Consider the following 18,314-nt stretch of genomic DNA (forward strand, 5'->3'; position numbering starts at 1 on the left):
ACTGGTGATCTCGCCTGACAAAGAGTAAAATCGATCTTCTTTTCTAACTCAAAAATAGAACAGTGGGGTCACCGTGTCATCTTCGCTATGGTTGCAGTGCATGCAACAGCTTCAAGAAGAACTATCAGCGACAGAATTCAGTATGTGGGTAAGGCCGTTACAAGCGGAACTTAATGATAATACACTGACTCTTTTTGCTCCGAATCGATTTGTTCTTGATTGGGTACGTGATCGTTACCTGAACAATATTAATCGCATGCTAAAAGAGTTTTGTGGCACAGACATACCTCACTTAAGATTTGAGATTGGAAGCAAACCTGTTTCCGCCGCACCCGTGGTGAAAAAGACTGCTGCAGATGTTGCGGCAGAATCTTCTGCTCCGGCTCAACTTCAGGCTCGAAAACCCGTTCACAAAACATGGGATGATGAATCTGAAATGGTTGAAATCAATCATCGCTCTAACGTGAACTATAAACATAAGTTTAATAACTTTGTTGAAGGTAAATCGAACCAGCTTGGTTTAGCGGCAGCGAAACAAGTATCAGACAATCCAGGTACTGCTTATAACCCACTGTTTTTATATGGTGGTACCGGTTTAGGTAAAACTCACTTGCTTCATGCGGTAGGCAACGCCATTGTGGATAATAAACCAGACGCAAAAGTGGTTTATATGCATTCAGAACGATTTGTTCAAGATATGGTTAAAGCCTTACAGAACAATGCTATTGAAGAGTTTAAGCGTTATTATCGAAGCGTCGATGCACTGCTTATCGATGACATTCAGTTTTTCGCCAATAAAGAGCGTTCGCAAGAAGAGTTTTTCCACACCTTTAATGCCTTACTTGAAGGCAATCAACAGATTATTTTAACTTCTGACCGTTATCCAAAAGAGATAAATGGTGTAGAAGATCGTCTTAAATCTCGCTTTGGTTGGGGATTAACGGTAGCAATTGAACCACCTGAGTTAGAGACTCGCGTGGCTATTTTGATGAAAAAAGCGGAAGACCATCAAATTCATTTGGCGGATGAGGTTGCTTTCTTTATTGCTAAGCGATTGCGTTCTAATGTCCGTGAATTGGAAGGGGCGCTGAATAGGGTTATCGCCAATGCTAACTTCACTGGCCGACCTATCACTATCGATTTTGTTCGAGAAGCATTAAGAGACTTGCTCGCCCTGCAAGAAAAATTGGTTACTATTGATAATATTCAGAAAACAGTAGCTGAGTATTATAAAATAAAAGTCGCTGACCTTTTATCTAAGCGACGTTCTCGTTCGGTTGCTCGTCCTCGTCAATTGGCGATGGCATTAGCAAAAGAGCTGACCAACCATAGTTTGCCAGAAATTGGTGATGCCTTTGGCGGAAGAGACCATACAACAGTGTTACATGCATGCAGAAAAATAGAGCAACTTCGTGAAGAGAGTCATGATATCAAAGAAGATTACTCGAATTTAATTAGAACACTTTCATCATAAATGCGGCTGTTGCTTGAGATATAAGAGATAGATATGAAATTTACCATTGAACGTAATCATCTGATTAAACCGTTACAACAAGTGTCTGGTGCACTAGGCGGACGTCCAACGTTACCGATTTTGGGTAACCTACTGTTAAAAGTCGAAAACAATACCCTTTATATGACCGCAACAGATCTAGAAGTTGAGTTAGTTGCTCATATAGCTTTAGAAGGCGATTTTGAAGCTGGCAGTATTACCGTTCCATCACGTAAATTTTTAGATATATGCCGAGGTTTACCTGACGACGCTGTTATTTCCTTTTCATCAGATGGTGAGCGTGTTCAACTTCGTTCTGGCCGTAGTCGTTTCTCACTGGCCACCTTACCTGCTGCAGATTTTCCAAATATCGAAGATTGGCAAAGTGAAGTAGAGATTACTCTCTCCCAAGCTGAGCTTCGAGCCTTGGTCGATAAAACTCAGTTTTCTATGGCCAATCAAGATGTTAGATACTATTTGAATGGTATGTTGTTTGAAGTTGAAGGAACAACATTACGATCCGTTGCAACGGATGGGCATAGAATGGCTGTCGCTCAAACGACGTTAGGTGCTGATTTTACTCAGCAACAGATCATCGTACCTCGAAAAGGTGTTCAAGAGCTGGTTAAGTTACTGGATGCGCCAGAGAATAGCGTAACCTTGCAGATTGGTCAGTCAAATGTTCGAGCGGAAGTAAACAACTTCACTTTCACCTCTAAGCTAGTTGATGGTCGTTTCCCGGATTATCGTCGTGTGATGCCACAAAGCAGTAATAAAACGTTAGAAGCGGGTTGTGATGAATTAAGACAGTGTTTTTCTCGTGCTGCGATTCTTTCTAATGAAAAGTTTAGAGGGGTTAGAGTTAACTTAGCCGATACAGAAATGCGTATTACCGCTAACAACCCAGAGCAAGAAGAAGCAGAGGAAGTGTTAGATGTCTCTTTTCAAGGGGATGATCTAGAAATTGGCTTTAATGTGAGCTACGTACTGGATGTTCTAAATACCTTACGATGCGATAAGGTGCGTATTTCAATGTCTGATGCTAATGCCAGTGCATTGATCGAAAATGCTGATGATGATTCCGCTATGTATGTGGTCATGCCAATTCGTTTATAATGATAACAAATGCCTTTAAAGCGCTTAGTAGTAAAACAATTTAGAAATATAGAAGCCTGTGATATTGAGTTGTCTGCAGGCTTTAATTTTCTTATTGGGGTTAACGGCAGTGGAAAGACAAGCCTGTTAGAGGCAATTTATCTGTTGGGACATGGTCGTTCATTTAAAAGTGCTTTGACAGGAAGAGTGATACAGAATGAGGTGAATGAGCTGTTTGTTCATGGCCGATATCTAAACTCTGATGGTTTTGAACTACCAATAGGTATAAATAAGCAGCGTGATGGGTCAACAGAGGTTAAAATAGGCGGTCAATCTGGACAAAAATTGGCTCAGTTAGCGCAAGTATTACCTTTGCAACTGATTCATCCTGAAGGATTTGAGTTAATTACCGACGGACCTAAGCATCGTAGAGCATTTATTGATTGGGGAGTGTTTCATACTCAGTCTGGTTTTTATGATGCATGGGGACGTTTAAAGCGTTTGTCTAAACAGAGAAATGCACTGTTAAAAAGCGCAAAAAATTATCAAGAACTCAGTTATTGGGATCAAGAGTTAGCTCAATTAGCGGAAAAAATTGATAATTGGCGATTTAGCTATGTAGAGCAGTTAAAAAGTGTGGCAGAAGTAATTTGTCGCAGTTTTTTGCCAGAATTTGATATTCAATTAAAGTATTATCGTGGATGGGAAAAAGAGACGCCATACTCCGATATTCTTCAAAGAAATTTCGAACGAGATCAGCTGCTAGGTTATACCTTTAGCGGGCCAAATAAAGCTGATTTGCGGATAAAAGTGAATAATACGCCAGTAGAAGACGTGTTATCACGAGGTCAGTTGAAGTTAATGATGTGTGCGCTTCGAGTTGCACAGGGACAACATTTAACAGAAGTGACTGGAAAGCAATGCATCTATTTAATTGATGACTTTGCTTCAGAGTTAGACAGTCAACGTCGAAAGCGTTTAGCAGAATGCTTAAAAGAGACGGGGGCTCAGGTTTTTGTAAGCTCTATTACTGCTAATCAAATTGCTGATATGCAAGATGAAAATGGCAGGATGTTTCATGTGGAACATGGCAAGATAGAGCAATATCAAAGTAATGATAATTAATGAGAGAGTAACTCATGGCAGAAAATTACGATTCATCGAGTATTAAAGTACTGAAAGGTTTGGATGCGGTACGTAAGCGTCCAGGGATGTATATCGGCGACACTGATGATGGCACAGGTCTTCATCATATGGTTTTCGAAGTAGTGGATAACTCAATTGATGAAGCGTTAGCAGGACATTGTAATGACATCATCGTAACCATTCACGAGGATAACTCTGTATCTGTAAGTGATGATGGTCGTGGTATTCCTACTGAGATGCACCCTGAAGAGGGCGTTTCTGCTGCAGAAGTTATTATGACGGTGTTACACGCAGGTGGTAAGTTTGATGATAACTCTTATAAAGTATCAGGCGGACTTCACGGCGTTGGCGTATCTGTTGTTAATGCTCTGTCTAAAAGAGTAGACCTTACCATTAATCGTGCGGGCGAAATCCATGAACAAAGTTATGCTCATGGTGAACCACAAGCTCCTCTATCTGCTACTGGTAAAACGGATAAAACAGGTACCGTTATTCGTTTTTGGCCTAGTGAAGAGACCTTTACTAACATTGAATTTCACTACGACATTTTAGCGAAGCGTCTACGTGAACTCTCTTTCCTTAACTCTGGCGTTTCTATCAAACTGATTGATGAACGTGAAGAAGATAAGATGGACCACTTCGTTTACGAAGGTGGTACTCAAGCGTTTGTTGATTATCTCAATACCAATAAAACACCTATTATCCAGAAAGTATTCCACTTTGATTTTGAACGTGAAGATGGCATTTCTGTTGAAGTGGCCATGCAGTGGAATGATGGTTATCAGGAGAACATTTACTGCTTTACCAATAACATCCCACAAAGGGATGGTGGTACTCACCTAGCTGGATTCCGTGCGGCACTAACTCGTACTTTAAACAGCTTTATGGATAAAGAAGGTTTCTCCAAAAAAGCCAAAACAGCAACATCAGGTGATGATGCTCGTGAAGGCTTAACTGCGATTGTTTCGGTAAAAGTGCCGGATCCTAAATTCTCAAGTCAGACGAAAGACAAATTGGTTTCATCTGAAGTGAAATCAGCGGTTGAGTCTGCGATGGGTGAAAAACTGTCGGAATTCTTAATTGAAAACCCAGGTGAAGCCAAAATTGTTTGTACTAAGATTATTGATGCTGCTCGTGCTCGTGATGCTGCTCGTAAAGCGAGAGAAATGACACGACGTAAAGGCGCATTAGATCTAGCGGGTTTACCGGGTAAATTGGCTGACTGTCAGGAAAAAGATCCTGCACTATCTGAACTCTATATTGTGGAAGGGGACTCTGCTGGCGGATCGGCCAAGCAGGGTCGTAACCGTAAAAACCAAGCGATTTTGCCACTAAAAGGTAAAATTCTAAATGTTGAGAAAGCACGTTTTGATAAAATGCTCTCTTCACAAGAAGTTGCAACACTTATTACAGCATTAGGTTGTGGTATTGGTCGTGACGAATACAACCCAGATAAATTGCGTTATCACAACATCATCATCATGACAGATGCCGATGTGGATGGTTCTCACATCCGTACTCTTCTTTTGACTTTCTTCTATCGTCAAATGCCAGAGCTTATTGAACGTGGTTACATCTATATTGCTCAACCACCTCTTTATAAAATTAAAAAGGGTAAACAAGAGCAGTACATCAAAGATGAAGAAGCGATGGATCTATACCAAGTCTCTCTTGCTCTTGATAATGCAGAACTTCATGTTAATGCTGATGCACCAGCCATTGCTGGTGAAGCGCTAGAACAGCTAGTGATGCAATATAATAGTGGTATGAAGCTGGTGGATCGTATGACCCGTCGTTATCCACGTGCTCTTGTTCATGAGTTTGCTTATATGCCACGATTGACGGCTGAAATGTGTCAAGACTCATCTGCTGTGGAAGCGTGGGGAACTCAGCTGATTAATCAGCTTAATGCAAAAGAAGTGGGTGCAAGCCAGTACAGTCTGGAAGTGGAAAACCATCAAGAGCTGAATGTAAACTTGGCTAAAGTGGTTGTTCGTACCCATGGTGTAACACATGAGTTTGTTATTACTTTAGATCTTCTAGCTTCCAAAGAGTACAGTAAATTAGCAGACCTTGCTGAAGCACTGAGTGGACTAATAGAAGAGGGTGCTTATATCAAACGTGGTGAGCGTACTCAGCCAGTTGACAACTTTGTTGATGCTCTTAATTGGTTAATTAAAGAGTCGCGCCGTGGATTAAGCTTGCAGCGATACAAAGGTCTAGGTGAGATGAACCCAGATCAGTTATGGGAAACCACAATGGACCCAGAAACACGTCGTATGATGCAAGTTACCATTGAAGATGCAGTAGGCGCAGATCAGCTGTTTACTACATTGATGGGTGACCAGGTTGAGCCTCGTAGGCATTTCATCGAAGAGAATGCCTTGAAAGTAGCTAACCTAGACGTTTAGTTTATCTATACTTTGCTATTTTGACTTATTTCGGCATCAGAAGTGCTCATTTACGTTTGTAAACTGCGCGCTTCTTCTTTGAACTAAGCCAAACTAGCTTCATCTAGATAACCTAAAATAATATTTATAAACACTGCCTTCGGGTGGTGTTTTTTGTGTCTGGGATTTGCGGATTTGAAAATAAATTGAGTTTATCGCTTGAAACTGATTAGCATCATCCATATATCTAGTTATGAAGAGATGCCAATAGGGTCTCTAAACCGCTCGCCCATATTGGGGAGCACACAATTTGATACCGCAATTAGACAATCATGTCCAAACAGGAATGAATTGATCTAACTTCCTTAAACACTTCTATCTAATGAAGTGCTGTTAAGGCTATTGCTAATAAATAGGATAGAATTATGAGAACTGTAGATTTCACACCACTATACCGCAACGCTATCGGCTTTGATCGTCTATTTGACATGATGGAAGCGGGTGCAGCAAAAAACACCTCTAATGGTTACCCTCCATACAATATCGAGCAGAAAGACGAAAATAACTACCGTATTACAATGGCGGTAGCAGGATTTACCGAACAGCAAATTGATATCACTCAGAAAGAGAATATGTTGATTGTTCATGGAGAGCGTAAACCAGAAGAGAACAAAAATTATGTTTATCAAGGTATTGCAGAAAGAGATTTCGAAAGAAAATACCAACTGGCTGACTATGTAAAAGTGGTTGGTGCCACCATGGAAAATGGCTTGCTTCATGTTGATTTAGAAAGAGAGATCCCTGAAGCGATGAAACCACGCAAAATAGCCATTAATGGAAATAGTTTAATCGAAGGCAAATAGCTTTGGTATAAACAGCATCACTTTTCACAAGTGATAAACAGAAAAGAGCGCTTTACTGATTAAGTAGGCGCTCTTTTTCATTGTAAGCCGTTCAACATTGTAGTTAGTTGAGACTATTGTCGAGTGGAAGTTAACTACATTACAGACTCTCTCCGGCAAAAATCTCGGTTTCTAACTCTATTACAGGTTGAGTAATGGCTTTTTCTGGATGAGTGATTCGCTCTAGCAAACATTGTGCGGCAATAACACCAATCTTCTCTCTGGGAGTGATGACTGTCGCCAGCGTTGGGCTGACCACCGAAGTAATATTGTGGCCATGAAAGCCGACAACAGAGATATCTTTTGGTACTTCGATACCCTGACGTAAACACTCAAACAGAGCTCCGATCGCTAAGTCATCGTTGGTGCAGTAGATACCATCTAAATCGGGATATTTCTGTTTGGCTATTTGAGTCAGATCGGACCCGACAGTATAAGATGAGGCATCTTTGGTGCTGACGACTAAAGGTTCAAGTCCCGCTTGCTGCATCGCTTGCTGATAGCCTGTTATTTTCTGTTTGGTTCGCTCATCCATTCTAGCGGCAAGATAAACTATCCGCTTACGGCCTTTTTCAATGAGCAACTGAGTGATGGATGCACTGGCTTTGGTGTTGTCAAACCCAACCGCTTGTTGTAGCGGAGGGGAAGCAGAATCCATAATTTCCACCACTGGGATTCCGGTGGCTTTAAGCATTCGTTTAGAGCGCTCGGTATGGTAGCTTTCCGATAGAATCATGCCATCGACATTATAAGAGAGTAATGTTTCTATACGTTTTTCTTCGACGTTTTTACTGTAGCCGTAGTGAGCCAACATGGCTTGATAGCCTTGAGGCTCTATAACGGATTCTATGCCGCGTAATGTTTCACTGAATACTTGGTTCGTCAAAGAAGGAACCAGAACTCCGATAGAGTAGCTCTTGGCTTTAGATAGAATATCTGGAGCTCGATTGGGCACATAACCAAGCTCTTCTACAGCCTTGGCTATTTTAATACCAACAGGTTGCGATACTTTGTTTGGGTCACGTAAGTAACGGCTTACCGTCATCTTGGTAACACCAACTTGATCGGCAATGTTTTGTAACGTTGGGCGTTGTTTTTTTGTTGTCATATCACTGCTGGTAATCTTGTTGTTATCGCTAACTCGACTACATGGTATTCCAATCTTTAATTTAAGTTAATGCTAAAAGAGTACATTATCTTGATTTATTAACAAGATGCGACCTCAACAGCCTCTTTTGTTAGCTGAGTAATACGCTGCCATTGCTTATTGATAATGGCATCGTTAGGTATCATCCAAGTTCCGCCGACTGTTTTCACGCAAGAGAGGGCAAGATAGTTGTTCACGTTTGAGAGGTTTATACCACCAGTAGGACAAAAGCTAATTTGCGGTAACGGAGCAGAGATAGCACTGAGGGCTTTGGCTCCTCCATTGGCTTCTGCAGGGAAAAACTTCAACTGAAAATAACCTAGATCCATTGCGGTCATGATTTCTGTTGCTGTACTGACCCCCGGAATCAAAGGGACAGGTTGTTTCATGGCATGTTGCAGTAATCTTATCGGCGCTCCGGGAGAGATGACAAACTTTGCTCCTGCAGCAACGGCATCATCATACTGTTGCGGGGTAAGTACGGTTCCTGCTCCTACCATGGCATCCGGCATGGCAGTCGCGATCGCTTGGATGGCGGCTAATGCGGCTTCTGTACGTAAGGTTATTTCAAAGACATTAATGCCACCTTCTTTTAATGCCATAGCAAGAGGCACCGCATCTTCAACATTTTCAATCACCATAACGGGAATGATAGCTGAGAGTGAAAAAATGGTTTCAGGATGAGTTGACCAAGTCATGATTTTTTCCTTGTTACTGTATTGAGAAAACAGCGGGTTAACCGGCTTTCTACCATTATGTAAAGTTAATCGTTGGAGTACAAAATCGAGGCGCCTTGCTCGGCACTAGAGATATTATCTCTATAGATAGAGAACAACTCACGCCCACTACCATATGCTGGGTTATTATGTGTCGGTTGTGGTGTAAGGCGACCCTCTAATGAGCTAACAACATTCACTGTGCCAGTCATACCGTTTAGTTCAATGTCATCGCCATCTTGAAGTTTCGCCAGAAGACCACCTCTTGCCGCTTCTGGCGTGATATGAATGACGGCTGGAACCTTTCCCGACGCTCCTGACAGTCGCCCGTCAGTGAGTAGCGCAACGTTAAATCCGCTGTCCATAAGGTTAGCGAGTATCGGCATCAATTTATGAAGCTCAGGCATACCATTGGACGCAGGGCCATTAAAACGCACGACAATAACCGCGTCTTGATTCAGTTTTCCGGCTTTATAGGCTTTTTCTACATCATGTTGGCAATCAAATACCTTGGCTGGTGCTCGAACATGCTGATGTTGAACGGAAACGGCGCTCACCTTCATAATTCCTCTACCTAAATTACCAGATAGTACTTTCAGCCCACCTTGTGGACTAAAGCTCTCTCCAGATATAGAGATGACCTCTGGATCACGGTTTTTAGATTGAGGTCTAAATTTCAGTTGATTATCACAGGTTAGATATGGGCTTGTTAGGTAGTCATCCATTGTTCCATAAACAGGATTAGCATCCATAAACAGTAGCTTGCGCTCTTTTAACGCCATGAGTAGAGCAGGGACACCTCCCGCAGATTGAAAAGCATTAATATCGGCGGGGCCGTTGGGGTACATCTTCACTAGTAGTGGTACGACGGTTGATAATTTATCTAGATCATCCCAGGTAACGATCCAGCCTGCTGCTTTGGCGATAGCAATTAAGTGGATGGTGTGGTTTGTGCTGCCCCCAGAGGCTAACAAAGCAATAAGTCCATTCACGACAGACTTCTCATCAACCACATTTGCTAACGACTTATCGTGGTTGGTTGTTGAGCTGGTGGCGGCAATATGTAAGGCTATTTTTTCGGTTAGCGCTTGTCTTAATGGGGATTCGGATTGGACAAAAGCTGAACCGGGTAACATCAGCCCCATTGCTTCTAGCACCAATTGGTTGGTGTTGGCTGTGCCGAAAAAAGTACAGGTGCCTGCAGAGTGGTATGCTTGGCACTCCATGTGCTGAAGAGCTTGCTTATTCACCTTTCCAGATAAATATTGTTGCCTTGTGCGGACTTTTTCTTTGTTACTTATTCCTGTCGCCATAGGGCCAGATGGTACAAAAGCCGTTACTAAGTGACCAAAAGCTAAGGCTCCCATCAACTGTCCCGGCGCGATTTTGTCACAGACACCAAGCAAAAGTGTGCCATCAAATGTGTTATGGCTTAGTGATAGGGCAGTAGACTGTGCGATGAGATCTCGAGAGAAGAGAGACAGTTCCATGCCTTCATTGCCTTGAGTAATACCGTCACACATTGCCGGCACGCCACCCGCGACTTGTGCAGTGTGGCCCAACTGAGCTAACGCGTTATTAATAATATCAGGGTATGCTTTATAAGGTTGGTGAGCACTTACCATATCATTATAAGACGTCACGAGAGCTAAGTTGACCTTGGTAAAATCCAAAATGTTCTTTTTATCATCTGGTGACGATGCTGCCACCGTATGGGCTAAATTCCCGCAGGATAGGTTTGCTCGTTGTTTTCCTTTATCGGCCTGCTGCTTGACGGTTGCGAGGTATTTTTTTCGGCTAGAGAGGCTGCGTTGAATAATAGTACTTGCAACGTCGGCGACTAGTGGGTGTATATTCATCACGCTTTACCAACTGTTCGGAAAAATTGACGGGTTCTGATTCATTAACAAGGAGATGCAGAGTGATCACTTACTATTAAGTGATCATGGATAAAATAGACGACAACACGTCGCTCTGGCTCTGGTCAATATCGATAATATAAGCTTCATCACTGGTTGGTTCGATTAACGTGTCAAATTGGCTAAGTAACATACCAGAGCCATTAAAGTAGTGGCCTTGTCGCTGTTGATGTCGTTGCCATATGGTATCGAAGTCGCCTTTTAGGTAGACAAAATGAACATCGCTGCACTCTTTTGTTAGGGTCGCGCGATATTCTGGTTTAAGTGCTGAACAAGCGAGTACCAACTGTTTTTGCTGACGAACAATACCATTAAGAGTTTCTAACCAAGATTGACGATCAGCATCTGTTAATGGGGTTCCATTTTGCATCTTTGTAACATTTTCCGGGCTGTGGTAATCGTCACCATCATAAAAAGGAATATTCAGAGCATGTGCTAAATCTGCACCAACCGACGATTTGCCACACCCAGAAACCCCCATGACTATGTATTTGTTCATTATTTAATTCTCAACGTAAGGGGTAAATTTACTGCCACCACAGTGCGAGCTGAGGGAAGGCGATAACTAAACTTAGGACCATTATTTGCAGAGCAATAAACGGCAATAATGAGGTAAATATTTCTCCAAGAGTGATCTCTTTTGGTGCTACAGACTTAAGGTAGAATGCCGCTGGGCCAAATGGTGGTGATAAGAATGCCACTTGCATATTGAGACAGAAAACCACGCCAAACCAGACAGGATCCATACCCAAACCGGTAATGATGGGAACAAAAATAGGCATGGTAAGTAATGCTACACCCACCCAATCTAAGAACATCCCAAGAACAAATAAAATGGCCATCATAATCATTAATGTTGCCATCGCATGACCACCACTAAGGGCTAAAATGGTCTGTTCAACAAAGTCGATGCCACCCATCAGGTTATAAACACCAACAAGAGCTGATGCACCTATGCCTATCCACATAATCATTCCGCAGGTGCGCATGGTGGCAATAGCGGACTCTTTGACCATGGTTACACTCAGCTCACCACGAATAGCGGCACTTATGGCAATACCAACAACACCAAGAGCGGAAGCTTCTGTTACCGAGGCGATACCTGTGTAGATACTTCCCAAGACAGTCGCTACTGAGAGAAGAGGAAAAAACAGCGCTTTAAAATAGCTAGGTTGGTTTTTGGCATCTTCTGCCAACTCTTCCTCTGAAGGAAGAGGAGCGAGGGCCGGATTAATTTTGCATCGAATGAGAACATAAGTGACGTAGGCCATGGCGAGAATAAAGGCTGGGATAAAGGCCGCTTTAAATAGATCACCAATAGAAACCGAAGCCGATAAGCCGTAAATAATTAATACAATACTTGGTGGAAGCATGGTGCCTAGCGCGCCACCAGCACAAGTCGTGCCAATCGCCAGTTTGCGGTCGTAACCTAGGCGAAGCATTTGTGGTAACGCCAAAATACCCAGTAGTACGGTTTCGCCGCCAATTACTCCCGACATGGAAGCGAGTACGACAGCAACAATAAGGGTTTGAACGGCTACGCCACCACGAACTCGGCGTCCAACACTCTTCATCGCATCAAACAGATCCCGAGCAATACCGGATCGATCGAGTAATGCAGCCATTAAAACAAACATGGGGACAGCTAAGAAAACATAGCCGTTAACAAAACTGAATATTCTACTGGTTACTAGGGGAAGTGCATCCACACCAAACCAACCTAAAGTGAATAGCAAGGCAACTAATGCAGTAACAAAGGCCAACTGCATGCCTGTCAACAGTAAGGCAATCATCATGCCTAGCATTAATAGGCTACCGTAAGCTATGCCAATAGAAGATAAATCAAACATCTTTATGCTTCCTTAGATCTTGGATTTCATTAATGAGGTGCAGGGTAAACTGAATAAACATTGTGATAACGGTAAGGAAAATAAGTCCTTTCAGTAGTGCTGGAAATGGCGGGTTCCAAGCGGTTCCAGATGTTTCGAGATGAATGTCTCCCCACGGAGTTAGCCAAGAATTAATGACCATTTGATAAGCGGCATAAATAAGCAGTCCAGATAGCAGTAACCCTGCTAAATGATGAAAAATATTAAGATAGTGACGTGTTGTCTGAGATACCGAGTCGTAAATAAGTACTACTCGCACATGTTTATCTGTGGCTAAAGCATAACTACCACCAATAACGAATAACGATCCGCCAAGAAAGGAAGCTGTTTCATGTACCCAAATGGTTGGGGCATTAAATAGGTAGCGACTCACTACTTCATAAAACGAAATCATAACGGTAAAAACAAACAGTAAGCTAAGTAGTTGACTGGTTTTATCTATGATTTTATCGAGCCTATTTTTGGGCATTTGCTCGTTCTCTTGTATTGCGGGAAGCTCTTTCATTATTCTCTGTCCGAGGAAGTAGGGGGAATAAATCCCCCTTTTTGTCAATGATTTACAATAGTCCTGAGTTTTTCAGGTAGCTAGTAATGGAGTCATAGACTTTTTGAGCGTTAGGAGAGCGTTCTGCAAACTTTTTCCATTCACCCATGGCGATAGTACGGAATTTTTTACGTTCTTCCGCTGGCCAATCATGAATGGTGATGTCTGGGTTTGCTTGTGCTTCTTTTACTGCTTCTTGATCGGCAATGCGCAATTGAGTGGTGATATCGGTAGCAAAGTCTCGAACCGACACGGTCATTATCTCTTGTAGATCAGCAGGTAGTTTGTCCCACTTTTTCTGACTCATTGAGATATCAATAAGAGGTAACGAGTGGAAACCAGGTTGAACTGGATGAGTGGCAATATCATTCATTCCCGCTTTTTGGTTGGTAGAGAATACCGTGTAGTCTGCGGCATCAATAACGCCTTTGCTTAACCCGGTAAACACTTCTGAACCCGGTAGGTTTACTGGTGCAGCGCCTGCAGCTGCAAAGACTTGTTGAACCAAGCCTTCAGGGGCACGAAGTTTTAGACCTTTAAGATCAGCAACGCCATTTAGTGGTACTTTAGAAACAAAAGACTCGACGCCTGTTGTTGAACCACCAATATATTTTACTCCGTATGGAGCATAGAGTTCGGTCATTAACTCATAACCGCCACCATAGTTAATATATTGAAGCAGTTGGCGAGTGTCAGACCAAGCTCCAACCATATTACCGATAAGACCAAAAGCAGGATCTTTACCGGAGAAATAGCCAGTAGCTGTAATATGACCATCAAGCACGCCCATTTTAATCGCGCCTAAAGTTTCGGTATGTTTTACCACTGCACCAACGGGTAATAGATCGATATTGATTCGACCAGCCGACATTTTCTCCACTCGTTCAGTCCACTCTTTTTGAACTTGGAAGTTTTTGTCACCCGATGGGTCACTGGATTGGAATTTAAATGTAAAGTCAGCAGAAAATGCTGATGTAGAGAGTAGGGTAGCAACAACAGCAGTACTCAGTGTTTTCATTGTGTACTTCATAAGGTCAGTCCTTTAATTAGTATTTTATATCCCTGTGTTACCGGGAACATTGATTATGTTATCGGTAACATTTGAGTTAATCTACTACATAGATCACAGTTAGCTCTATTATTGTCTATTTTGTGATCAAGGATTCTTTTATGGCTAAACGTGACATAAACTCAAGTGACCTCAAGATGCAGGATTCAGATCTGCATCAACAGGTTCAGTTCAAGAAGGATAATCGAAGCAATGGCGTCCTCTTTCAAGGTTATCTGGTACATAGATACAAAAAAAGTGGTAACTGAGTACCACTTTTTTTTACCGTAATAATAGCAACTGACAATGTGGTGCTAGTGTTGATAGGCCTTTTGTACTTCTTCAGCGATTATGGTTATACCATCGCGCATACTTTGTTCATCTTGCACATAATTCATTCGTATACATTGACGGGTATGAGGCCAGCTATTCTCGTTGTTTTGAGTCTCGCTATCTTGCCCAATAAAGAAGTATTCTCCCGGAATAATCAAAACACCTCGCGCTTTTAACCGGTTGTAAAGCTCCATGGATGTGATGGGCAGTTCATCAAACCACAACCAAAGAAAAATAGCGCCTTCTGGCTTATGAATTTTAAAGCGGGGATCAGGAATCGCTTCTTGTAGCAACTCGACAGCATGAATCGCTTTTTGTTGATAAAACGGCTTAATGATCATCTGGCTTAGCTGCAGCAGGTCGCCAGACTCAATCATATGAGTGCCTATAGCGGGTCCAATACCACTTGGCGCAAGGCTAATAATACCGTTTACATTGGTCATAGCCTGAGTGACTTCCTCATTGGCAATGACAATGCCGCAGCGAACGCCCGGTAAACCTAATTTAGATAAGCTCATACAGAGAATGGTGTTTTCATTCCAGAATGGTTTTACTTCTTCAAAAATAATGTTTGGGAAGGGTGTCCCATAAGCATTATCAATAATCAGTGGGATATTGTTTTTGCGGGCAAGTATATCCAGTTTTTCTACTTCAGCGTCGGTGAGGACATTCCCTGTTGGATTGGTGGGTCTTGATGCACAGATTGCTGCTACAGAGTCATCGATGTGAAGCTGTTCAAAATCTACATGGTATTTAAACATGCGATTATCTAACTCTTCGATCTCTGGTCGGTAAGAAACAAAAATATCGTCATCAATACCTGAATCGCCATAGCCTATATATTCAGGTGCAAGAGGAAGTAAGATTTTCTTATGTGAACCGTCAGGTTGCGTTCCCGCAAAAAGATTAAATAGATAGAAAAATGCACTTTGACTGCCATTGGTTAAGCTAATGTTTTTTTCGCTAATGTCCCAGCCATAGCTCTCCTTGAGCAGGTTCGCGAGTGCTTTTACAAACGTATCTTTTCCTTGGGGACCATCATAGTTAGCCATGGCATCAACCAGCTTCCCATTCACCAGCATGTCGCTGCTGGCTTGGTGAAAATAGTCGAGCATGGCAGGAATAGCGGCTGGGTTGCCACCTCCCAACATAATGGCTCCGGGCGTTCGTAGCCCTTCATTTAAGTCTGCCATTAATTGGGTTATACCTGAGTGTCGATTGAACTTTTCACCAAATTTAGAAAATTGCATCTGCTTCCATACCTGCTTTTATCGGGGTTACTGTCAGTGTTACTACGTCAGTTTTTGACTGGCGAGGCGAATAATATTTGAACATACCGCATTGTCTAGATTAGGAAAAGTATGAATTTGCTTGTACAAGAAAAAAAAGCAGTTGAAATACCAACGAGCGGTTACTGATTAAGGCGTGCTGTTAAAGCTAAAACGTGGCGAGATGGGTAACTAAAGCTAGTGATGTCTCTAACTTTAGTGTTGTTTGCCTGCCAGATGAAAAGCCCTACAGTAAACGCAACCGTTTTAGCATTAGACAAAAAAGGGAAGCAATAGCTTCCCTTAGTGACTGTTATCGTACAATATTTTGTATATAACGCGTTATTTCTGCAGTAATGATATATCGGCAATCTGTAGGAATAGATTACGAAGGTTGTTCAATAGTGTCAGACGGTTCTTTTTCAAAGCTTCGTCGTCAGCCATTACCATTACATTATCAAAGAAAGCATCGACAGGTTCACGTAGTGCAGCGAGTTTGCTTAGGGCTTCTTGGTAGTTACCGGTAGCAAATGCAGGTTCCAGTGCTTCTGTCATGACTTCTACGTTTTCAGCTAACGCTTTTTCTGCGTCTTCTTGTAAAAGAGCAAGATCAATGTCGCTCGCCAATTCACCGTCAAACTTAGCCAAAATATTGCCTACACGTTTATTGGCAGCGGCTAAAGACTCAGCTTCTTCTAGTCCACGGAAGTGGGAAACCGCTTTAACACGTTGGTCAAAGTCTGCTGGTTTTGTTGGACGACGAGCAAGCACCGCTTGAATAATATCAACGCTGAAGCCTTCATCTTGATACCAAGCGCGGAAACGACCTAACATAAAGTCGATTACATCATTAACCACGTTCTCATTGGTTAGCTTGCCAGCAAATTGTGATTTAGCTTGTTCGATCAGTTCGACCAGATCAAGTTTATAACCATTTTCAACGATGATTCTCAGAACACCCAATGATGCGCGACGCAGTGCGAACGGATCTGATCCTTTTGGCGCTTGGCCAATACCAAAAATACCAACGATAGTATCTAGCTTATCTGCCATGGCCACAGCCGATGAAATGCCATTGCTTGGTAGGTCATCACCGGCAAAGCGTGGCATATATTGTTCATAAAGTGCCAAAGCAACTTGTTCATCTTCACCATCGTGAGTGGCATAGTGCATGCCCATAACGCCTTGTGTATCGGTAAACTCGAACACCATCGATGTCATTAAGTCACATTTAGCAAGAAGAGCCGCACGTTCTGATTTCTCTACATCAGCACCAATATTTTTGGCAATAAAACCAGATAATTGAGTGATACGGTCTGTTTTGTCTTTAATTGTGCCTAATTGTTTTTGGAAGATAGCGCTATCCAATTCAGGTAGACGATCAATTAGAGGTCGCTTGCGGTCAGTATTAAAGAAAAATTCTGCATCGGCTAAGCGAGGACGAACAACTTTCTCGTTACCTTCAATAACCTGACGTGGATCTTTTGATTCAATGTTGGAAACAAAGATAAAGTTAGGCAGGAGTTTGCGGTTTTTATCACCCATCTCATGTGAGTAAACAGGGAAATACTTCTGATCGCCTTTCATTGTGTACACCAAGGCTTCAGAAGGAACTTTTAAGAACTCTTCTTCAAACTTAGCGGTTAGTACTACTGGCCATTCAACCAGCGACGTTACTTCTTCAACGAGATCGTCTTCAAGATCGGCTATCCCACCTACGGCTTCAGCGGCTTTTTTTGAGTCAGCCAGAATAATCGCTTTACGAGCATCGTAATCCGCCATTACTTTACCGCGCTCTTCTAAAATAGCGGGATATTGGTCGGCACTGTCGATAGTGAACTCTTGCTCACCCATAAAACGGTGACCGCGGATAGTACGATCGGAGGCTACACCAAGAATCTCACCTTCAATTAGGTCAGAACCGAGTAGCATAGTGAGGGTTTTCACTGGACGAATAAATTGTGTATCGGTGTCGCCCCAACGCATTGGCTTAGCAATTGGCAGGTTAGCCAGTGCTTTAGCTGCAAGCTCAACAACCAGTTCTTGTACCGGTTTACCTTTTACTTCTTGTTTAAAGAGTAGCCATTCGCCTTTGTCTGTTTTTAGACGGTCGGCTTGCTCAACGGTAATGCCATTACCACGAGCCCAACCTTGAGCCGCTTTCGTCGCATTGCCTTCGTCATCGAATGCAACGGAGATAGCTGGACCACGTTTTTCAACAACTTTATCTGCCTGACCTTCTGCAAGCTCAGCAACTTTAAGTGCTAAACGACGAGGGGCGGCGTACCATTTAATACCTTGATGAGCAAGGTCGGCACCTTTAAGCTCTGCTTCAAAGTTGTTCGCAAATGCTTCAGCAAGAGTACGAAGCTGTGTTGGTGGAAGCTCTTCGGTACCAAGCTCAATTAAAAAATTCTTCGCCATG

15 protein-coding genes are annotated in these 18,314 nt (G+C 42.5%); 6 read left to right on the forward strand and 9 right to left on the reverse strand.

Going from position 1 to position 18,314, the window contains the following annotated elements; genetic code table 11:
* The first annotated feature begins 73 nt into the window (after positions 1 to 73).
* The 5 genes from dnaA (at position 74) to CHJ_RS00025 (ending at position 6,986) form a co-directional block, all read left to right on the forward strand.
* Positions 74 to 1,474: a chromosomal replication initiator protein DnaA gene (gene dnaA, locus CHJ_RS00005; protein WP_171754506.1), complete on the forward strand. Its 1,401-nt coding sequence runs from the start codon at positions 74 to 76 to the stop codon at positions 1,472 to 1,474.
* Between the two features lie 33 nt (positions 1,475 to 1,507).
* Positions 1,508 to 2,608 (forward strand): DNA polymerase III subunit beta, encoded by a 1,101-nt coding sequence (gene dnaN / locus CHJ_RS00010; protein ID WP_171754505.1) that lies wholly within the window; start codon positions 1,508 to 1,510, stop codon positions 2,606 to 2,608.
* Between the two features lie 9 nt (positions 2,609 to 2,617).
* On the forward strand, positions 2,618 to 3,712 hold the full coding sequence (gene recF, locus CHJ_RS00015) for a DNA replication/repair protein RecF (protein ID WP_171754504.1): 1,095 nt from the start codon (positions 2,618 to 2,620) through the stop codon (positions 3,710 to 3,712).
* A 14-nt stretch (positions 3,713 to 3,726) separates the two neighbouring features.
* Positions 3,727 to 6,144 carry a DNA topoisomerase (ATP-hydrolyzing) subunit B gene (gyrB, locus tag CHJ_RS00020; protein ID WP_171754503.1) on the forward strand — a complete coding sequence of 806 codons (2,418 nt, stop codon included), beginning with the start codon at positions 3,727 to 3,729 and terminating at the stop codon, positions 6,142 to 6,144.
* 404 nt (positions 6,145 to 6,548) lie between these two features.
* Complete coding sequence (locus tag CHJ_RS00025; RefSeq protein WP_171754502.1) at positions 6,549 to 6,986, forward strand: Hsp20 family protein; 438 nt, start codon at positions 6,549 to 6,551, stop codon at positions 6,984 to 6,986.
* Between the two features lie 139 nt (positions 6,987 to 7,125).
* On the opposite strand, the gene CHJ_RS00030 is transcribed toward CHJ_RS00025, so the two are convergent.
* The 7 genes from CHJ_RS00030 to CHJ_RS00060 all read right to left on the reverse strand — a co-directional run bounded on the left by CHJ_RS00030 (position 7,126) and on the right by CHJ_RS00060 (position 14,270).
* Positions 7,126 to 8,133 carry a substrate-binding domain-containing protein gene (locus CHJ_RS00030; RefSeq protein ID WP_317916547.1) on the reverse strand — a complete coding sequence of 336 codons (1,008 nt, stop codon included), beginning with the start codon at positions 8,131 to 8,133 and terminating at the stop codon, positions 7,126 to 7,128.
* Between the two features lie 98 nt (positions 8,134 to 8,231).
* On the reverse strand, positions 8,232 to 8,870 hold the full coding sequence (locus CHJ_RS00035) for a bifunctional 4-hydroxy-2-oxoglutarate aldolase/2-dehydro-3-deoxy-phosphogluconate aldolase (RefSeq protein WP_317916548.1): 639 nt from the start codon (positions 8,868 to 8,870) through the stop codon (positions 8,232 to 8,234).
* 65 nt (positions 8,871 to 8,935) lie between these two features.
* Positions 8,936 to 10,747 (reverse strand): phosphogluconate dehydratase, encoded by a 1,812-nt coding sequence (edd, locus tag CHJ_RS00040; protein ID WP_317916549.1) that lies wholly within the window; start codon positions 10,745 to 10,747, stop codon positions 8,936 to 8,938.
* A gap of 76 nt (positions 10,748 to 10,823) precedes the next feature.
* Positions 10,824 to 11,306: a gluconokinase gene (locus tag CHJ_RS00045; RefSeq protein ID WP_317916550.1), complete on the reverse strand. Its 483-nt coding sequence runs from the start codon at positions 11,304 to 11,306 to the stop codon at positions 10,824 to 10,826.
* A 28-nt stretch (positions 11,307 to 11,334) separates the two neighbouring features.
* Positions 11,335 to 12,657, reverse strand: a complete 1,323-nt coding sequence (locus CHJ_RS00050) for a TRAP transporter large permease subunit (RefSeq protein ID WP_317916551.1) — start codon at positions 12,655 to 12,657, stop codon at positions 11,335 to 11,337.
* Complete coding sequence (locus CHJ_RS00055; protein WP_171754529.1) at positions 12,650 to 13,204, reverse strand: TRAP transporter small permease subunit; 555 nt, start codon at positions 13,202 to 13,204, stop codon at positions 12,650 to 12,652. Before CHJ_RS00055 ends, CHJ_RS00050 begins: the two co-directional genes overlap by 8 nt.
* A 49-nt stretch (positions 13,205 to 13,253) precedes the next feature.
* On the reverse strand, positions 13,254 to 14,270 hold the full coding sequence (locus CHJ_RS00060; protein WP_171754496.1) for a TRAP transporter substrate-binding protein: 1,017 nt from the start codon (positions 14,268 to 14,270) through the stop codon (positions 13,254 to 13,256).
* Between the two features lie 140 nt (positions 14,271 to 14,410).
* On the opposite strand from CHJ_RS00060, the gene CHJ_RS00065 reads away from it, so the two are divergent.
* Complete coding sequence (locus CHJ_RS00065; RefSeq protein ID WP_171754495.1) at positions 14,411 to 14,557, forward strand: hypothetical protein; 147 nt, start codon at positions 14,411 to 14,413, stop codon at positions 14,555 to 14,557.
* Between the two features lie 45 nt (positions 14,558 to 14,602).
* On the opposite strand, the gene CHJ_RS00070 is transcribed toward CHJ_RS00065, so the two are convergent.
* Entirely contained in the window at positions 14,603 to 15,871 is a 1,269-nt protein-coding gene (locus CHJ_RS00070; protein WP_317916552.1) for a valine--pyruvate transaminase, read from the reverse strand.
* A gap of 360 nt (positions 15,872 to 16,231) precedes the next feature.
* Positions 16,232 to 18,313 carry a glycine--tRNA ligase subunit beta gene (gene glyS / locus CHJ_RS00075; protein WP_317916553.1) on the reverse strand — a complete coding sequence of 694 codons (2,082 nt, stop codon included), beginning with the start codon at positions 18,311 to 18,313 and terminating at the stop codon, positions 16,232 to 16,234.
* Position 18,314: the final 1 nt, after the last annotated feature.

Origin of the sequence: Vibrio sp. MACH09 (genome assembly GCF_033238805.1) — a bacterium.
Lineage (GTDB): Bacteria > Pseudomonadota > Gammaproteobacteria > Enterobacterales > Vibrionaceae > Vibrio.

Coding starts and splice junctions, on each gene's coding strand:
- dnaN (WP_171754505.1), top strand. CDS start 1,508: ATGAAATTTACCATTGAACGTAATCATCTGATTAAACCGTTACAACAA.
- recF (WP_171754504.1), top strand. CDS start 2,618: ATGCCTTTAAAGCGCTTAGTAGTAAAACAATTTAGAAATATAGAAGCC.
- gyrB (WP_171754503.1), top strand. CDS start 3,727: ATGGCAGAAAATTACGATTCATCGAGTATTAAAGTACTGAAAGGTTTG.
- CHJ_RS00025 (WP_171754502.1), top strand. CDS start 6,549: ATGAGAACTGTAGATTTCACACCACTATACCGCAACGCTATCGGCTTT.
- CHJ_RS00030 (WP_317916547.1), bottom strand. CDS start 8,133: ATGACAACAAAAAAACAACGCCCAACGTTACAAAACATTGCCGATCAA.
- CHJ_RS00035 (WP_317916548.1), bottom strand. CDS start 8,870: ATGACTTGGTCAACTCATCCTGAAACCATTTTTTCACTCTCAGCTATC.
- edd (WP_317916549.1), bottom strand. CDS start 10,747: ATGAATATACACCCACTAGTCGCCGACGTTGCAAGTACTATTATTCAA.
- CHJ_RS00045 (WP_317916550.1), bottom strand. CDS start 11,306: ATGAACAAATACATAGTCATGGGGGTTTCTGGGTGTGGCAAATCGTCG.
- CHJ_RS00050 (WP_317916551.1), bottom strand. CDS start 12,657: ATGTTTGATTTATCTTCTATTGGCATAGCTTACGGTAGCCTATTAATG.
- CHJ_RS00060 (WP_171754496.1), bottom strand. CDS start 14,270: ATGAAGTACACAATGAAAACACTGAGTACTGCTGTTGTTGCTACCCTA.
- CHJ_RS00065 (WP_171754495.1), top strand. CDS start 14,411: ATGGCTAAACGTGACATAAACTCAAGTGACCTCAAGATGCAGGATTCA.
- CHJ_RS00070 (WP_317916552.1), bottom strand. CDS start 15,871: ATGCAATTTTCTAAATTTGGTGAAAAGTTCAATCGACACTCAGGTATA.
- glyS (WP_317916553.1), bottom strand. CDS start 18,313: ATGGCGAAGAATTTTTTAATTGAGCTTGGTACCGAAGAGCTTCCACCA.